This window comes from Echinicola rosea (assembly GCF_005281475.1).
Lineage (GTDB): Bacteria > Bacteroidota > Bacteroidia > Cytophagales > Cyclobacteriaceae > Echinicola > Echinicola rosea.
This window is the reverse complement of the sequence record NZ_CP040106.1, coordinates 2,557,748-2,575,675: the sequence shown is the minus strand read 5'-3', so window position 1 is coordinate 2,575,675 and position 17,928 is coordinate 2,557,748. Positions and strand designations below refer to the sequence as shown.

The 17,928-nt window shown below is 45.3% G+C and carries 13 protein-coding genes and 1 riboswitch; of the genes, 8 read left to right on the top strand and 5 right to left on the bottom strand.

What is annotated here, in order from left to right:
- Positions 1-202 precede the first annotated feature (202 nt).
- Positions 203-985, top strand: a complete 783-nt coding sequence (locus tag FDP09_RS10375) for a DUF5995 family protein (RefSeq protein WP_137402604.1) — start codon at positions 203-205, stop codon at positions 983-985.
- A gap of 1 nt (position 986) precedes the next feature.
- On the opposite strand, the gene FDP09_RS10370 is transcribed toward FDP09_RS10375, so the two are convergent.
- A complete protein-coding gene (locus tag FDP09_RS10370) occupies positions 987-2,159 on the bottom strand; it encodes a DUF4407 domain-containing protein (protein ID WP_137402603.1) in 1,173 nt (390 codons plus the stop codon).
- A 391-nt stretch (positions 2,160-2,550) separates the two neighbouring features.
- Between FDP09_RS10370 and FDP09_RS10365 the strand changes: the two genes are divergently transcribed.
- From FDP09_RS10365 to FDP09_RS10355, 3 genes are all read left to right on the top strand, one after another.
- Entirely contained in the window at positions 2,551-3,225 is a 675-nt protein-coding gene (locus tag FDP09_RS10365; protein ID WP_137402602.1) for a GDSL-type esterase/lipase family protein, read from the top strand.
- An 81-nt stretch (positions 3,226-3,306) separates the two neighbouring features.
- A riboswitch (SAM riboswitch) is annotated at positions 3,307-3,415 on the top strand.
- A 138-nt stretch (positions 3,416-3,553) separates the two neighbouring features.
- Entirely contained in the window at positions 3,554-4,729 is a 1,176-nt protein-coding gene (locus tag FDP09_RS10360) for an O-succinylhomoserine sulfhydrylase (protein WP_137402601.1), read from the top strand.
- A gap of 512 nt (positions 4,730-5,241) precedes the next feature.
- Positions 5,242-6,492: a serpin family protein gene (locus FDP09_RS10355; protein WP_137402600.1), complete on the top strand. Its 1,251-nt coding sequence runs from the start codon at positions 5,242-5,244 to the stop codon at positions 6,490-6,492.
- Between the two features lie 63 nt (positions 6,493-6,555).
- Here the strand turns inward: FDP09_RS10355 and FDP09_RS10350 are convergent, their stop codons facing one another.
- Positions 6,556-8,109: a beta-N-acetylhexosaminidase gene (locus FDP09_RS10350; protein WP_137402599.1), complete on the bottom strand. Its 1,554-nt coding sequence runs from the start codon at positions 8,107-8,109 to the stop codon at positions 6,556-6,558.
- A 308-nt stretch (positions 8,110-8,417) separates the two neighbouring features.
- On the opposite strand from FDP09_RS10350, the gene FDP09_RS10345 reads away from it, so the two are divergent.
- Together FDP09_RS10345 and FDP09_RS10340 are read left to right on the top strand one after the other, a co-directional pair.
- Positions 8,418-9,878, top strand: coding sequence for a Gfo/Idh/MocA family protein (locus FDP09_RS10345; protein WP_137402598.1), 1,461 nt, complete (start codon positions 8,418-8,420; stop codon positions 9,876-9,878).
- 168 nt (positions 9,879-10,046) lie between these two features.
- The gene (locus tag FDP09_RS10340) at positions 10,047-10,502 is read left to right on the top strand and encodes a DinB family protein (protein ID WP_137402597.1); all 456 of its coding nucleotides are present in this window, start codon (positions 10,047-10,049) and stop codon (positions 10,500-10,502) included.
- A gap of 49 nt (positions 10,503-10,551) precedes the next feature.
- On the opposite strand, the gene FDP09_RS10335 is transcribed toward FDP09_RS10340, so the two are convergent.
- Both FDP09_RS10335 and FDP09_RS10330 read right to left on the bottom strand, forming a co-directional pair.
- Complete coding sequence (locus FDP09_RS10335; protein ID WP_137402596.1) at positions 10,552-11,427, bottom strand: diacylglycerol/lipid kinase family protein; 876 nt, start codon at positions 11,425-11,427, stop codon at positions 10,552-10,554.
- A gap of 6 nt (positions 11,428-11,433) precedes the next feature.
- Positions 11,434-12,480: an App1 family protein gene (locus FDP09_RS10330; protein ID WP_137402595.1), complete on the bottom strand. Its 1,047-nt coding sequence runs from the start codon at positions 12,478-12,480 to the stop codon at positions 11,434-11,436.
- A 208-nt stretch (positions 12,481-12,688) separates the two neighbouring features.
- Here FDP09_RS10330 and FDP09_RS10325 point away from each other — a divergent pair, with 208 nt between their 5' ends.
- Complete coding sequence (locus tag FDP09_RS10325) at positions 12,689-14,227, top strand: BCCT family transporter (protein WP_137402594.1); 1,539 nt, start codon at positions 12,689-12,691, stop codon at positions 14,225-14,227.
- 60 nt (positions 14,228-14,287) lie between these two features.
- On the opposite strand, the gene FDP09_RS10320 is transcribed toward FDP09_RS10325, so the two are convergent.
- Entirely contained in the window at positions 14,288-14,659 is a 372-nt protein-coding gene (locus tag FDP09_RS10320) for a DUF983 domain-containing protein (protein WP_137402593.1), read from the bottom strand.
- A gap of 229 nt (positions 14,660-14,888) precedes the next feature.
- Between FDP09_RS10320 and FDP09_RS10315 the strand changes: the two genes are divergently transcribed.
- On the top strand, positions 14,889-17,894 hold the full coding sequence (locus FDP09_RS10315; protein WP_137402592.1) for a DNA polymerase III subunit alpha: 3,006 nt from the start codon (positions 14,889-14,891) through the stop codon (positions 17,892-17,894).
- The last annotated feature ends 34 nt before the right edge of the window (positions 17,895-17,928 follow it).

Genomic DNA, 17,928 nt, shown 5'->3' with positions numbered 1-17,928 from the left:
CCTCTACAATCCATACTAAAACGATTAATTCTCCACTTTCCTAAGAAAGCCATAGTATCTCGATAATTTCCCAACTTTCCCAAAACAATCACAAACTACCCATCACATTCGAAAAACGCTCCATACAGGTCGAATTAAACCAAAAACATCAATAATTTTATTATCTTAAAAAAAACATACCAATTGCACGGACTTTTCGACTATGCTTTCAATAGAAGAGGTAATCACCAGAATGGATCAAATAGTAGCCGACTGCAGAACACAAAAAAGCAGAATTGGCTACTTTGCCATTTTGTATCGGCAAGTCACCAAGAGGATAAAAGAAGGAATAGACCTTGGAGAGTTTGAAGACAACGCACGCATGGAGCGACTTGACATCATCTTTGCCAAGCGATTTTTCGACGCGTACGAGAACTACCTTTCTGGGGTCCCCACCAGTCAAAGCTGGCTTTGTGCCTTTGACACCACCAAAAAAACCGGAAAGGTTATTCTCCAGCATTTACTCTTGGGCATAAACGCCCACATCAACCTGGACTTAGGCATTGCGACCGTCCAAACCATGCAGGGAAACGGCCTGGAGACCATAAAAGATGACTTTGATAAGATCAACATTATCTTGGCAAGCATGGTGGACGGTGTAAAAACCAACCTTTCCATCATTTCTCCACTATTTGGTTTTCTGATCCAGCTGGCCGATGGGAAAGATGAACTCCTGCTCAATTTCAGCATCCAAATCGCTAGGGACGGGGCATGGAAGTTTGCCCAAGAATACAGCACCACCCAGGATATTGATCGATGCTTCATGATCCGCGACCAAGCCATTCACCGAATCGGGAACAAAATAGCCAATCCGGGAAAATTCTTTGGGTGGATCGTATTTGTCATCAACCTTACCGAGTGGAAATCCATCCCTCAAGTAATGGACAGACTGGAAGGAATTGCGCAAACCGCAACCCCTAACAACCTACGAACCGCTTCACTATAGACTAATCTTTAATGGCCTCCTCCTGATGCTCAGTTTTGTCCTGTCCTTTAAGCTCATTGGCATCTTTTATCCGCTTTTCGAGAAGGTTCATTTCTGCTTCGGTCAAGACCTCATTGCGATGGAGTTTTTTCTTAATGAGCGATAAGGTCTCTGCGGCGATCACCTCATCGAATACCCGGATCCGGCTGGTGCTTTCAGCCTGGTTTTTATAGTTGTACTCATCGGCATACACCTTTACAGCACGCTCTGACTTGTCCAGCATTTGGTCGTAAGGCCCTCTTCCTGCCATCAACTTGACCAGCACAGGAGCAGTTTCCATCGCCACAAAAAGCAACATAATGAAAAAATTGGCCAGATAGACCGCTTGACTCTCCCCTGTCAGCTCCGACAGGGCATGCATCCTAGCTGCCAACCCGTCAAGCTGATCGATTGAAATTTGCTGCTTCTCAAACACTTGTTGCTTTCTGGCCAATACTGCTGCGATCTCCCTCTCATTCTCATCGATCTTCGCCCAATTCCTTTCCTGCATTCGCTCCAAATCCTGTTGGGCTGCATCCAGCTGCTCTTCTTTCTTTTTTGCATTGCTCCCCAAGCCTACTACGCCCGTGGTGCCTGGGGTCTTTATCCCAAAACGCTCCTCATCATACTCCTTTTGTACCTGATCCCTGAAGGTGGCCTTTGCCGCAATTTCATCGCGCAGCTGTTGATTCTCCCGTTCCAGACGGACTATCTCGGGAAAAGCAGCTCCCAAATTCTCTTTGGCCTCTTGCATCTCCACCACCTTTTGCTCCCCCACTTTTTGATTGATTTCCTTCTCAAAGATCTTCAATTCCAGCGGCTTGGAGATCACCATCGCCAAAAACACGGCGAGCAATAGCCGGGGAAAGGCCAGCTTCCACTCAGCCCAAGACCTTTCTTTCTTCCTCATGCTTGATACAATAAAACGGTCTAAATTGAAAATCATCACGCCCCAGACCAACCCAAAAGTCACCGCAAAATACCAACTTTCAAATACCGTGTACAGGGCATATCCAGCCGACAATCCCGCCAATACGCCTGTAAAGAATACCGTACCTCCGATTCCTACATATTTGTTCGTTTCGGTAGGACATTTTTTAAGAATGGCCATATTGGCGCCACTGCAAAACCAAAAGAATGCTTTCACTTTTTCCATTGACAATCTATTTCATTGGGATACTCCACTTCTTCCACTCAAAAAGCGAGCAACAATCCTCTGAAATTACGCACCGGAAAACACATCCAATAACCAATGTGATGAAAACACCCTATAATGCCACCAATCAGCACTTTCAAGGTGTAAAAACTCCTGCCCAGTCCGTCAAAGCCTTTTAAATCTCATTGACCAAAATCGCACAGGTACCGCCTATGTACGACAATATGTTCGGAAATGAAAAAATAAGCTAGACCCAGTTTGGGCATTCGGGATCCGGGTTTAAACACTCCGTTCCCTTTTCAGATGTATTAACATTTCTCCTTTTCCAATATTTTTAGTTATTTACATAACAGAATAACTGATAAAACCTTAACACTAACCACTAGCACAAATGTCCCTCTCAGCTTCATTTCACCGTATCACAGGCATACTACTTGTACTTCTCCAAGCATGCATTATCCATGCACTATCAGCACAGGACAAACCGGAAAAATTCCAAAAAGAAGTAGATCAAATTGTCTCCAACACCCCTGTACCATCAGGAGATATTTATCTTTTTACAGGAAGCTCCAGTGTGAGAATGTGGAAGGACATCAACCGCTTTTTCCCTGACGTGACGGTAGTCAATACCGGGTTTGGGGGTTCGCAGACGTTTGAATTGCTACATTATGCTGATGACCTGATCATTCGCTACGCTCCACACAAGGTTTTTATCTACGAAGGTGACAATGACCTGGCGAGCGGTAAAACTCCCGTCACCATCCTGAACACCATGCAAAAACTGGTCGGCAAACTCCAGGCAGCACTTCCAGAAACTGAAATAGTCCTCATAAGCCCCAAACCCAGTCCATCTCGTTGGCAGCTCAGAGAAGAATATGAATCACTAAACCGGCTATTGAAAGTATATGCCGAAAAGACCAGCGGGGTTGCATTTGTTAATGTTTGGGACATTGCCCTTAATGAAGAAGGACGACCCAAGCCGGAAATCTTCCTCTCCGACAGCCTCCACATGACCAAACTGGGCTATGAGGGATGGGCAGAAATGCTTGAACCACACATTCCATAGGCCATCCTCCTGTACACTCAAAAGCCAAATTGTTTGGAAAATCAACCGGGCTGATGTTACTTTGCATGACTTCAGGAGACTGATTTATACAGAAGAGGCGAGAGACCAGGCTCTTTGACCCTCTGGCAACCATTCGCTGCTGCGAAAAGGTGCCAAAACCTGCCCAAAACGAATTAGGGACCTATAAATTAGACATTATGACCAATCTGCCTTTTCACCGCTTTTTTCTTATCCATTATCGGATTTCGTGGGTCTATGCCATGTTCGACTAATATTGACTTTTCTTGATTAATGACCGATTCTATAAAACTGAAAGATATTAAATACCATGTCAAATAAGCATTTTGAAACAGAAGCCATCAGGATCGCTTCATCCAAATCCAACCAACGGGAGCATTCTGCCCCCATTTACATGACCTCCAGCTTCACCTTTGACAGTGCCGAAGAGGCACGTCAGATGTTTGCAGAGGAAATCCCGGGCAATATCTACTCCAGGTATGCAAACCCCAACAGCTCGGACTTGATCGAAAAGGTTTGTGCCCTGGAAGGCACCGAAGACGGCATCGCCACTGCCTCTGGAATGGCCGCAATGTTTGGAAGCATCGCTTCTCTCCTACAACAAGGAGACCATATCCTTGCTTCCAGATCATTGTTTGGATCTACCCACCAGCTGCTCACAAGGGTCTTTCCCAAATGGGGCATCACTTCTACCTACGGGGACATTTCGGATATCGAAAACTGGGAAAAGCTGGTCAAGCCCAATACAAAAATGCTCTTCATAGAGACTCCTTCCAATCCTGGTCTAGAGGTAATCGACCTGGAATGGATCGGCAAGTTTGCCAAAGCACACAACTTGATCCTAGTGGTCGATAATTGCTTCGCCACTCCCTACCTCCAGCAGCCTGCCAAATGGGGAGCGGACATCGTCGCCCACAGCGCCACCAAATACATCGATGGACAAGGACGGGTACTGGGCGGATTAATCCTTGGAAAGCAAGAACTTATCAAAGATGTACAGTTCTTTACACGCCACACGGGGCCATCTATTTCTCCCTTCAATGCTTGGATTCTCTCCAGAAGCATGGAAACACTTTCGGTCAGAATGGAAAGACACTGCGCCAATGCATTGGCAGTAGCGTCTTATTTCGAGGACAACAAAGAGCTAGAATTTGTAAAATACCCTTTCCTAAAATCCCATCCGCAGCATGACCTTGCCAAGAAGCAAATGAAACATGGCGGCGGCATAGTCACACTCACGCTGAAAGGAGGAATTGAAAGGGCTCAGCGATTCATTGACGAGCTGCAGATGATCACCGTCACCGCCAATCTAGGGGACACCAGAAGCATCATTACCCATCCTGCTTCCACGACACACAGCAAGCTCACTGAAGATGAACGCCAGCGCGTAGGCATTCTCCCTGGGCTGATCAGGCTCTCTGCGGGACTGGAGCACCATGATGACATCATCGCCGATATTGAGCGGGCACTGGAAAAATCCAAATAGCCTACCCTAAAAAATAGATACTGAAAAGATGGCGACTATTCATCACCGTCACAGCCGACCTGGCTTTTATCACAGACAGGTCCGCTATGACGGTGTTTTTGTTTATGACAGTACTTTTGAACCCGCATTATGCACTAGCCTATCTATTTCGACCTGAAACCACTTAAAAATCAGTTGCTTCTCTTCCCGATTGACCGGGACTGATTTTCTTGTAGTTTCAGCTCTCATAACGATTCCTAATGCATAAAGCGGGCAGGCAAGAAGGCAGGCTTGTTTGACGAAATAATAGCCAAAAAGAATGTTGGCAGCTAGAAAAGGTTTATCTGGCTTTAGATAGGCCTTCTTGGCTTTAGACAGGAGGAGTTTGCCTGCATGAGGGGTAGGCTTTAATTTTAGACCAATAGCTGCACACCTGTGCGCCGTGGCGTAGCGGCGGTTTTTTTTGGTTACTTTTTTGGTGTAGCACTTACTTGATTTTGACCGTATTGGTAATAAAACCAAATGACCGTGCCATGAAAAAGTTCAATTATTTTCTTCTTTTATCAATGGTTGTTTCCACAGTTGGATGCATGGATGGGGATCCCCAAGACCGCGATATCCAGCCCAACCTACGAACACTGACTGCGGAGGAACAGTCTCTAGCCACCTACAGCGGAGATTTTGCCATCGACCTCTACCTGAAGCTTAAGAACCATGACGACACCAACCTCTTTTTCAGTCCTTTCAGTATTCAGCAGGCACTATCCATGACCATGAACGGCAATAAAGGAACAGTCATTGAAGAGTACATTCAAACCCTCAGGTACGATAACCTCACCGCTGACCAAGCCAATATAGCCAACGAAGGGCTCACGCAATTCCTCCAGGAAGTAGATCCAAAGGTGACATTTAAGATTGCCAACGGCATCTGGTACAAAGAAAGCCTCACCGTAAAGGAAGCCTTTCAACAAATTGTCCAGCAACACTATTTTGCTGCGCTGAGTGGCCTAAACATGGCAAACCCTAATTCCGTGGACATCATCAATAGTTGGATAGAAGCCCACACCAATAACCTCATTCAAAATATGCTGGACTACATCCATAAGGATGCTGTCATGTATTTGGTGAATGCCATATACTTCAAGGGAGATTGGAAATACCAGTTTAAAAAAGGCGCTACAGTAAAGGCCCCGTTCCATGTCGATGAACACACCATTGTCAATGTGGACATGATGAACACCCAAGAACCTGCTAATTTAAACTACCATAAACCCGAGCACCTGACCTATTTGGAAATCCCCTATAGCACGGGACAATATTCCATGGGGGTACTACTACCAGACGAACCGAACTTAGATCAGGTAGAAGAACTGCTCAATTCAGAAAATCTCCTGCAATGGCGAAACGCAGCAAGGGAAAGGACCATCATCCTCCATATGCCCAAGTTCAACATGCACAAAAAAATTGGTAACCTTAAAGAAGATCTAAAAGCACTAGGATTGGTTACCCCATTTGAATTTGACGAGCAAAACTTCACCGAACTGTTTGACACCCCAACGGATGATTTAAAAATCAGCCGAGTCATTCACGATGCAATGATCGAAGTGGATGAAAAAGGCACCGAAGCTGCAGCGGCTACAATTGTAGAAGCAATCGCCACTTCTGCCGCCCCAGTTGGCCCCCCTATCATCAAGCTAGACAAGCCATTTTTGTTCTTTATCCAAGAAAAACACAGCGGGGCCATTTTGTTTATAGGAAAGCTCAGCGATCCGTCATTGCTCTAACCCTAAAAAAGCCACCACAAAAAAGCACGTAGGCCGATTTGGGAAAATCGGCCTACGTGCTTTTTATTTTTCTTCTTCCTTATCTTTCAACAGCGGTGATCTGTAATAATCCACATTCAGCGCCTCCAGCCTGGCGGTATGCTTGCGCAATCGTGCCTTATAACTCTCCCAATCCCGATTATCGGGTGAGGTCCAAGCCACCTCAGCAATTCCGACCAATCGGGGGAATACCATATACTCAATATCATCCATCGTCTCAATCGTCTCAGTCCACAGCGGTGCTTCCACTCCCAAAATATCATCCTTGCCAATCCCCTCTACCAACTCGGTAGGCTCCCATATATAAGCACTGTCCAATTCAATATACGCTGCCCAATGCAATCCCAACTTGGAAGTAGAATCATACTGCATGTCCAAATAGGCCTTGCTCGCTGGAGAAATCAGCACTTTGGATCCCTGCTCCACGGCCATTTTTGCATTATCTGCTTTTGCCCAGTATTGGGCTGTCGTACTTGGCCGCAACGCCGCATGGGCGATTTCATCCCAGCCGATGGCCTGTTTGTCATATGAATTGACTATATCTTGTACCTGTTCTATAAATGGTATGTAATCCTCCAAAGCGGTCACGTGTGACTCATCGCCACCAATATGAATGTAGGGACCAGGCGTCATTTCCACCAATTCGCGTACCACATCATCGATAAATTGATAGGTCACTTCCTTGTCCGTACAGAGCGTACTAAACCCTACTTCGATACCTGTATATAACTCTGGAGCCTCATCATTACAATTGAGTTCTGGATAAGAAGCCAAGGCCGCATTAGTATGTCCCGGCATATCGATTTCCGGCACGATCGTAATAAACCGCTCCCTTGCATACTGCACGATTTCCTTGTATTCATCCTGGGTATAGAAACCACCTGCACCACCGCCTACTTCCGTACTACCACCAATTTCGGTCAGTTTTGGCCATGATTTGATCTCTATCCGCCAACCTTGATCATCCGCCAAGTGCAGGTGCAAATGATTAAACTTGTACATTGACATCAAATCAATATAACGCTTCACATCATTGACATCAAAGAAATGCCTGGCTACATCGAGCATACTTCCACGATACGCGTATTCTGGATCATCTTCTATCTTTCCCGCCGGCACCTTCCATGACACCCCTTCATAAGTCCCTTGCTTTTCGATCGCTACAGGCAATAATTGACGAAGCGTCTGCACTGCCCAAAAAGCACCCGCCGCAGAACCCGCTTCAACCTGAATACGATCGCGGTTTATGTCAAGCGTATAGGCCTCTCCATCCCCTGATTGTACCAAGGAAATATAATTACCTGCTTCAGGAAGATCCTCTACTACCTGTACATTAAAACCAGTAGCTTTATGAATAAATTCCGACAAAAAGCCAGCTACACCATGCATGTCATCAGCACCTTGTTGTACATGGATTTTTGTAGATTTGTTGATTTCAAAAGCACCCTCAGCTTCACTCACCCTGTCGGGAAGCGGGATCAGTGCAGCACCGGACATTTTAGGGTCTTGTCCACACGAAAAGATCAATGTCACTACCAATAAAACCACCGAGATCCTACCTATGTTATGTACAGTCATTTTATTTATATTTTTTTTAAATTTCGCTTAACAATCCCTAAACTTAATTAATTTTTTACTAAAACATTATTCATGATCACATAAACTTTTAGACATAAAAAAACCATAGATTTAAAGATAATTTAACGATTTAGCAATAGCTAAAACCTCAATTATATCGGTAAAAATCGTTAAAAACCACAACCATTTATCCTAAAATAAGACCTTTTAAAGTGAAAAACTATTTTTTAGATGGAAGTAAAAAAAGTTTTTGATAAATTGTTTGACCTAAAAAACAATCAAAAAATTTTCAACCGACAATAATTCCCATGAAGAAACAAAAGCCACTCGGCAATGGCAATTCCAGAAGAACGTTTTTGAAAGGTGCCGCCACTGCAGCTGCAGGATTCTATTTAGTACCTCGGCACGTCCTAGGAGGCACTGGATTTACCGCTCCAAGTGACAAGATCGTCATCGCAGGCATTGGTGCTGGCGGAAAAGGCCAAAGCGACATCAATGCCATGTACCAAAGTGGCCACGCAGAAATCGGCTATCTTTGTGATGTGGACGACAGAAGGGCTGCCACTTCCCGTGAGCGCTTCCCCAAAGCCAAGTACTATAAAGACTATAGAGAGCTACTAGAAAAAGAACATAAAAACATCGATGCGGTTACCATTTCCACTCCTGACCATAATCATGCTGTCATGACCATGGCCGCCATGCAGCTGGGGAAACACGTCTATGTACAAAAGCCACTTACCCACGATATCTACGAGGCCAGGATGCTTACCGAAGCTGCCGAAAAATACAAAGTGGTTACCCAAATGGGCAACCAAGGCTCCTCTGGGGACGGTGTTCGCCGGATGGTGGAATGGTACGATGCAGGACTGATCGGAGAAGCCACCAAAGTATGGTGCTGGACAGACCGTCCGGTTTGGCCTCAAGGCATCAAATGGCCAGAAAAAGGCACCACACCTCCTAAGGAGCTCGACTGGGACCTTTGGCTGGGCACTGCCCCCTATAAAGAATACGTGGACAACCTCGTCCCTTTCAACTGGCGCGGATGGTGGGACTATGGCACAGGAGCACTTGGCGACATGGCCTGCCACATCATGGAACCGCCATTCAGGACCCTTGGCCTTGGCTATCCTACGGAAGCTGAATGCAGCGTAGGGTCGGTATATGTAGGCGAGTTTCAGCGTGGATATTTCCCTGATGGATGCCCTCCGTCCTCCCACGTTACCCTGAAATTTAAAATGCCAAGTGGCAAAGACTTGGAATTCCACTGGATGGACGGCGGCATCCAGCCTACCCGGCCAGAAGAACTTGGCCCTAACGAACAAATGGGAGATGGTGGCAATGGCGTGATCATCGAAGGGACCAAAGGCAAGATGATGTGCTCCACCTACGGCATCAACCCAATGCTCCTTCCAACCTCCAGGGAAGACGGAAAAAATGTCCCAAAAACCATCCCTAGGGTAGAAAATGGCGACAATGGCCACTATGCCCAATGGGTAAAAGCTTGTGTAGCCGGGCATGGCAGCAAGGAATTCAAAGAACTTAGTTCTCCTTTCTCTATCGCCGGACCACTTACCGAGTCAGTCCTTATGGGCAACCTTGCCATTCGCAGCTATGACATCAGAAAACCTCGCGAAAATGGCGGCTACGACTATCCTGGCAGAGGTATCAAACTGGTATGGGACGGACCAAATATGAAAGTCACTAACTTCGAAGAAGCCAACCAGTTCGTCAGAAGGGATTACCGTGGCGATTGGTCGTTGGGTGTATAAAAGAACAAAGATTGCACATAAATTATCCGTCATTGCTTCATTCGGCATAGCCTTAGAGAAACAATGACGGATTTACTTTTATATATTGTATAGCTTTTTTTAATAAGCCTTCGTGAACATTAAATAAATCACCTAACTTTAGAACGAATCAACTTATTGTAATGTACCATGAACATCAGCCCCACCATAAAGACCAGGGAAAACTTCATCAGTCTAGTGAATGACATGACCATCGATGAACTCAATGAAATCCCTAAAGGATTCAACAACAATATCGCCTGGAATTTCGGGCATGTTATCGTCACGCAACAAATCATCTGCTACAAGCTTTCAGGACAGGAAATGCTGGTTCCCGACACACTAGTAGAAAAATACCGAAAAGGAACAAAACCCGAATCTCCTATCACCTCCAAAGAACTTGAAGAGCTGAAAGTGTTAGCTCTATCAACCTTGGAAAGTTTTAAAAACGATCTTTTGGCCGGAAGTTTTGCCACGTTTACCGAATACACCACCAGCTTTGGCGTCACCCTAAAAAACATCTCTGAAGCAGTCGAATTCAACGCCATCCATGAAGGCATGCATCTTGGCTACGCCATGGCCCAAAGAAAAGCTGTGCGCGCATAGTCATCTATTCCTGACTGCACACTGATAGGTTTAGCCGCTGCCAAACTTATTATTCAAGGCTGTAGAAATTCACCTGATGGGGAATAGCCTCGATTTTGATCTGATCTGTCGGGGGCATGACCTCTCCATCGATCTGGAAATCTGCCCCATCTGGATTATCTATCTCTGCCTTGTCAAAACTCCTACTTTTTACGTGATTTATTTCTTTCAGACGGTCATTGAACAAGGCAAGGGAAAGACCGATGATCTCGTCTATACCTTCGGGATTTACCGTCACCACTTCAAATTTACCATCACCTACTTTGCCAAACGGATTGATCACGGCCCCTGTACCATATTTGTTACCATTGGCTACTACCAGCATCTTGGCAGTCACTTTCTCTTCCTCTCCATTTGCCCTGATGACAAAGGAGTACGACCTCATCTCCCGTAACTGCTCCAGTGAACTTTTGGCATACGCGAGCATCCCCCTTTTCTCCATAGCGGTGGATTTTTTCACTAACCCGGCATTAAAGCCAAAATCACTGAGATGGATACACAACTCACCATTTATATCCCAGAGATCCACTGGTTCGATTTGCCCTTTCTGAATGGCAAAGCAAGCATCCGAAACCCCATGGATCCCAAAACCCGTAGCCAGTCCATTGGCCGAGCCCAAAGGAATTATCCCTACCGGGATGCCCGTCCCCAGTATGGCAGACACGACCATTTTTATCGTGCCATCCCCTCCTCCGATCAGGATTCCGTCCCAATGTTTTTCCTTTAGTTGTTGCTGGATATTTTGTGGATCTTCGGGCTTGCCCGTCGTCTCGTAGACCGTCAGGTCTATACCGTAAAGATTATTGGCGAGAACGTCGTTCACTTCAGCTCGATCAACCCCTTCTCCCGAGATTGGGTTGAGAATGTATAAAAACTTTTTGCTCATAGCTTTTTAGGAAGGAATAAATTCGTGTTGTTTGGCGTGCTTGATGGCTTCTTGAGTATTTTTCACAAAAACCATTTGTGGAGATTCCCCTATCTTTTTTAATTCTTCTATCAGCTTGGTCCGTCCTTCTTCCTTACCATCACTTACCTTTCGGATATAGACCGATTTTATCCGTTCAGGGTACTCCCTTATCACTTCTCCGTATAATTCCGGATCATGCTGTCCACTATCTCCAATAAGAAAAAAGCGCATCCCTGGATACATATCAAGCAGCATTTTGATCTTTTCAAGCTTGTGTTGGTGGCTACCGCCACCTGATTTCCAGATATTCTTCAGACTTAAATGTAAATCTTGTAATAGGATCGGCCCGGCTGGAATTTTTCTAAATGCCAAAAAGTCTTTGATCAGATCATACAGGTTCCAATCACTGCTGGAAACATAAAATATAGGATGCTTCCCATTCTCCGTAAGCTCTCTATAAAAGCCACTGACTCCTGGAAAAGGTCTCCTTGTAAACGCGTTCTTGGATACTGACAGCCATAACTTCTTGCCAATATCCGTGGCATGTGAGATCAAAACCGTATCATCAATATCAGAAATCACCCCGATCGGATGATTTTTAGAAAATTGCTGTACTTTCAAAGAACTCATACTTTTCTCAGACACCAGCCCTTCCTCCTCCACCAGGCTAAACCGCACACGATGCACTTCCGATGTTTCTTGGCACACGGTATGGAATTCGCAGCTAATGATACCTTCCTCATCGCTATATAATGCTTTCTTCTGACCAAAGTAGGTCACCTCTACTTTCGCATCCGGCACACTGCTGCCTGCATACCGTCGAAGTGCCGCCACAATATTCTGAAGACTGTTCTTCTTGTGGGAGGGCTTGCTTTGTTTATACGCTTCTATCACCCTGCCCTTCACATAAATACAATCCTCGTTTCCAAAAGCATATAACGGCTCAATTTTAATTTTGTCCAGTTTTCCTACTACCTTTTTCAACTTGCCAAAGGTATAGCGAAATGGGAATGTCAATAACCTTAAAATCATGTATCTGCCTTTTGTACCTTACATTGATTAAAAAAGTACCCTAAACACTTCTTCAAGAATCATCCCAAAAACCTGTTATTCTAAAGATACCTTTATTTTTTATAAAAATTACACGAAATTAACGACTTCCAACGCCTTCTCTGCTCCGCCCATTTAAAACTGTAAGGGCTTTTCAAAAGATTCTTTTATCACTTTACCTCCACCTGATTTGAAAAAACTAACTTCTCTCCTCCATACCCCGATAAGGAAAAGCGTATTTTGGCCACCTTTTATACTCATTTTAGCCGCCGTATGCACCAGCCTTATCAATGCTGATTTTTTCGAATACTCCATGAATAGTATCAATAGCTTTATTTTGGATCACTTTTCACTGTGGTTCTCCTACAGCTCTTTCGCCATGGTCCTCACTTGCATCTTAGTGGTTTTTTCACCCTTAGGCGGTGTGCGTATTGGAGGTAAAAATGCCAAACCAAAGTTCAATCGTATGAGTTGGTTTTCAATTGTGCTCTGCACCACCGTAGCTGTCGGGATACTTTTCTGGGGGAGTGCCGAGCCACTTTTCCATTTCCTGTTCCCGCCTTCATTCACTGCGTATTCCAGCGGATCAGAAGCCGCTGCACAATTCTCCATGGGGGCTATTTTCCTCCACTGGGGACTGACTCCATACGCCATTTACGCGATCCCCTCTCTCGGCATTGCCCTGGCCATTTACAATGCCAACTCCACCTTTAGCCTTAGCAGTCCGCTTATTCCACTGATAGGAAAAAAAAGTCGACCAAAACTCGCTGCATTGATTGACATGGTCTGCCTTTTCGCTTTGGTTGCAGGCATGTCCGCATCCCTTGGCGCTGGTATATTAAGCATATCTGGAGGCATCGCCGACCAATGGGGCTACTCGGAAAGGGGATTTTTATTACCCTTGGTCACCTTCGCTATCCTCTGCTCATTTATCATTTCGGCCTCGTCAGGAATAGACCGTGGCATCAAAAATCTCAGCCAGATCAATTTTACATTTTTTGTCTTATTCAGCATCACCATCCTTATGATCGGTCCTTCTGCAGCCATGGTCGATGCTGCTTTTGAAGGAGTCAAAAGCTATATCAAAAATGTACTTCCCCTCAGTCTACAATGGGGCAATGTACACAACAGCGAATGGTCACAATCTTGGTCCGTCTTCAACTGGGCCAACTGGATGGCTTGGGCACCAATTACGGCCTTGTTTTTGGGAAAGATCGCCTATGGCCGCACCGTCAAGGAGTTCCTTCTGTTCAACTGGCTACTGCCCGCAATTTTCTGTCTCTGCTGGATGAGTATTTTCGGAGGCAGCACCTTGTTCTACGCATCACAGGACACCGGCCTGTTCAAAACCCTCTTGGAAACTTCCGGCCCTGAATCTGTCATCTACCAAGTTTTTGATGAAATTGGCTTTACAAACCTCCTCCGGCCTGCTTTTGTCATCGCCATGTTTATCAGCTATGTCACGGCCGCAGACTCCAGCACAGAAGCCATGGCTTCGCTCAGCATGAAGAAGTTCTCGCTGGAACAGTTCGACTCAGACACCAATTTGAAAGTGATTTGGGGCACATTAGTGGGGCTATTGGCTTGGATCATGATCACTTTTGCCGGCATTGACGGGATCAAAATGCTGTCCAACCTGGGCGGACTTCCTGCTCTCTTACTGCTTACCGGCATCACCATCAGCCTCAACAAAATGATGTGGCAACCTCAAAAATACCTAAACCGGTAGCAACGGCACCTTTCCGACCCACCTTTGCCTTACTTCATACTGCCTAAAGCAATGTCCGCATTAAGCACTAGGATCGTATTTTAGCTTACCAGCAATATACAAGTACAGCACCTTAGAATACCGCAGCATCACTGGTAGCAAGACGATGTTTGCAATCCCTACAGACACCAAGTAAACCCACAACGCTGGATCGCCGAAAACAAAATTGAGGATGATCATGACATTGACCACCAAGGCCACTGACAAGGCATAACTAATGTACATGGCTCCATAATAAAAATCAGGCTCTGGCTCCAAAGAGGCGTTACAGTGAGGACAATGGCTATTGACCACTGACAGCTTTCTAAAACTGACCATTGAAACAGGAAACATATTGCCTTGATGGCATTTAGGGCATTTTGCCGCCAAAATCGCTGCACCTTTGCTCTTCATAATCACCATTTTTTTGATTGCACAAAGATAATAAAAATGTCTCCCATTCCACTTGAATCTTACAAGTTCATTTTACTCCTGAACGCTTGTAAAACTGGGTCACTCCCCCTTTTCTGATCACCTCCTGCCTTGGCCACAATCACCAACAAAAAGTTTATTAAATAAACATTATGAGGTTTGTTTAATAAACTTTTTATATTTGCACTAAAACCATAATCACTTCATAGTCATGTATCTAAACTGCCATTCCTATTTTAGCTTTCGCTATGGAACCATGCCTGTTCAGGAACTGGTAGATCATGCAAAAAAACATGGGGTAAAAACCATGGCCCTGACCGACATCAATTGTACAGCAGCGGTTTATCCTTTTCTGAAAGCCGCAAAGGCAGCCAAAATTCACGGTGTCGTAGGAGTTGATTTCCGAAATGGCATCGAACAGCAGTACATTGGGCTGGCCTTAAATCATCATGGTTTTTTTGAACTAAACCGCCACCTTTCTGACCACAAGAGAAAAAAGCGTCCCTTTCCCCAAAAAGCACCCCATTGGCAGCATACTGCTGTCATCTATCCTTTTCCCCGGCCCTATTCCCAACTTGGCCCAAATGAGTACCTTGGCATCCATCCTCACCAGCTCAAAAAAGCACTTCGCTCACCATGGATAGCAGAAAAAGATCGCTGGGTGCTGTTACAGCCTGTAAGCTTTCATTCCCAAACATCGTTTAATATCCACCGGCTCCTTCGCTGTATAGAACTAAATATCTTGCTGAGCAAACTCCCTGTTTCTGAGCAAGGCAACATATCCGACCGTTTTTACAGCACATTGGAATTGACCGAACGATGCGACCAACATTACTGGCTGCTACAGCAAACTTATGAACTGCTCGCAAGCTGCCATTTTGAGCAAGATTACCAGGAAGTAGAAAACAAAAAACGTGTATTCGGATCAGAAAAGGAAGATGTCGCCAAATTAACCGAACTCACCTATAAAGGGGCTAAAAAAAGGTACGGCCACGAACTGTCGGAAGGGCATAAACAACGGATCCTAAAAGAACTGGACATCATCCAAAAAAAGGACTTTGTCTCCTATTTCCTGATCAATTACGAAATCGTAACATATGCCCGCAACCGTGGCTTCTATTATGTCGGCAGGGGCAGTGGCGCCAACAGCATCGTAGCCTATTGCCTATTCATCACGGACGTGGATCCCATAGAGCTTGACCTGTACTTCGAGCGGTTCATCAACTTGTACCGTTCCACTCCACCGGACTTTGATATTGATTTTTCTTGGCGGGACCGTGACGAGATCATCCAGCACATTTTCCAAAACCACAACACAGACCTTCATGAACATGTCTGCCTGCTCGCCACACATAACACTTTCCAGATCAATTCCTCCATTCGCGAATTGGGTAAAGTCTTTGGTCTCCCCAAAACAGAAATTGAAGCCCTCATCAACTATGTCTCCAAACCGGGCAATTACATCCCTGACCGCATTGGCTCCTTGGTACTGAAATATAGCCAGCTGATCCAAGGCATGCCCAGTCACCTCAGCATCCATGCAGGCGGCATACTGATTTCCCAACAACCCATACATTATTACACAGCCACCGACCTTCCCCCTAAAGGCTTTCCCGTTTCACATTTTGACATGGTAACGGCAGAGGAAATCGGCTTTGCCAAATTTGATATTCTCAGCCAACGTGGACTGGGCCATATCCGAGACAGCCTGGAAATCATCCAAACCAACCAAGGGAAAAAAGTAGATATCCACCGGATAAAGGATTTTAAAAAAGACGAAAAAATCAAACATCACCTTCGAAAAGGCCATACCATTGGTGCTTTTTATGTGGAATCGCCCGCTATGCGGATGCTTCTGGCAAAACTCGAAGCAGACGAATATTTAGGATTGGTCGCTGCCAGCTCCATCATCAGACCTGGTGTGGCCCGATCCGGCATGATGCGTGAATACATCTTAAGGCACCGTAAACCTGAATGGAGAAAATCCCGGGCACACCCCATCCTATATGACCTGATGCCGGAAACATACGGCATCATGGTTTATCAAGAAGATGTCATCAAGGTAGCCCACTATTACGCAGGGCTGTCCTTTGATGAAGCTGATGTACTCCGTAGAGGCATGAGCGGAAAATTTCGGTCTCGAGAGGAATTTCTTAAAGTAAAAGACAGCTTTTTTAAAAAATCATCAGAAAAAGGGCACGACCAAAAGATTACAAGTGAAGTGTGGTTTCAGATCGAAAGCTTCGCAGGATATTCGTTTGCCAAGGGCCATTCTGCCTCATTTGCTGTCGAAAGTTATCAAAGCCTCTATCTCAAAGCTCACTTTCCCCTGGAATTTATGGTTGGTGTGATCAATAATTTCGGTGGTTTTTACAAAACGGAGTTTTACATCAGAGAACTTCAGGCCTGCAACGCAGATGTCCAACTCCCCCATATCAATGAAAGCGAACACCTCACCATGATCAAGGGAACCACGGTTTACTTAGGCTTTATCCATTTAAAATACCTTCATAAAGAAATCGCCAATACTATCCTCCAAAACAGGAATACAGAAGGAGCTTTCAGCAATCTCAGGGACTTTATCAACCGTATAGCGATCAGCTTGGAGCAGCTTTTGATCCTGATCAGGATTGATGCCTTTCGGTTTACATCCAAGACCAAACAAGAACTGCTTTGGGAGGCCCATTTTCTCACCAACAAGCAAAAAAACAAGCCATCCACCAACCACCTCTTTCGTCAAATCAATCTCCGGGGACTCACCATCCCCAATCTGGAAAACAATGATCCGCGGCAGGATATCCTCGATCACCTGGAAATCATGGAATTTTCGATTGCAGATCCTTTCCTATTGCTAAAATCAATGCCACAAGGCACTGTAAAAGCAAGGGATATCAAGTCATATGCCGGAAAAGAAATTGAGCTATTGGGCTATCTGGTCACGGTAAAATACACCAGAACTGTAAAAGGGGACATCATGAACTTTGGCACTTTCCTCGACAGGGATGGCCACTGGATAGACACGGTTCATTTCCCTCCCGTTGTAAAGCAACACCCGCTAACTGGACGAGGAATCTACCTGCTACGAGGAAAGGTATCTGAAGAATTCAACTTTTACACCATCGAAATCATAAGCTGCGAAAAACTGGCCTATTGGAATGCTGCCGACGACCAGCCCAAGCCTAATCCACCCAGTCAGATATCCTACACCAAGGGGTAACTCCAACTACTCCACCAAGTTTACTGGCCAGATA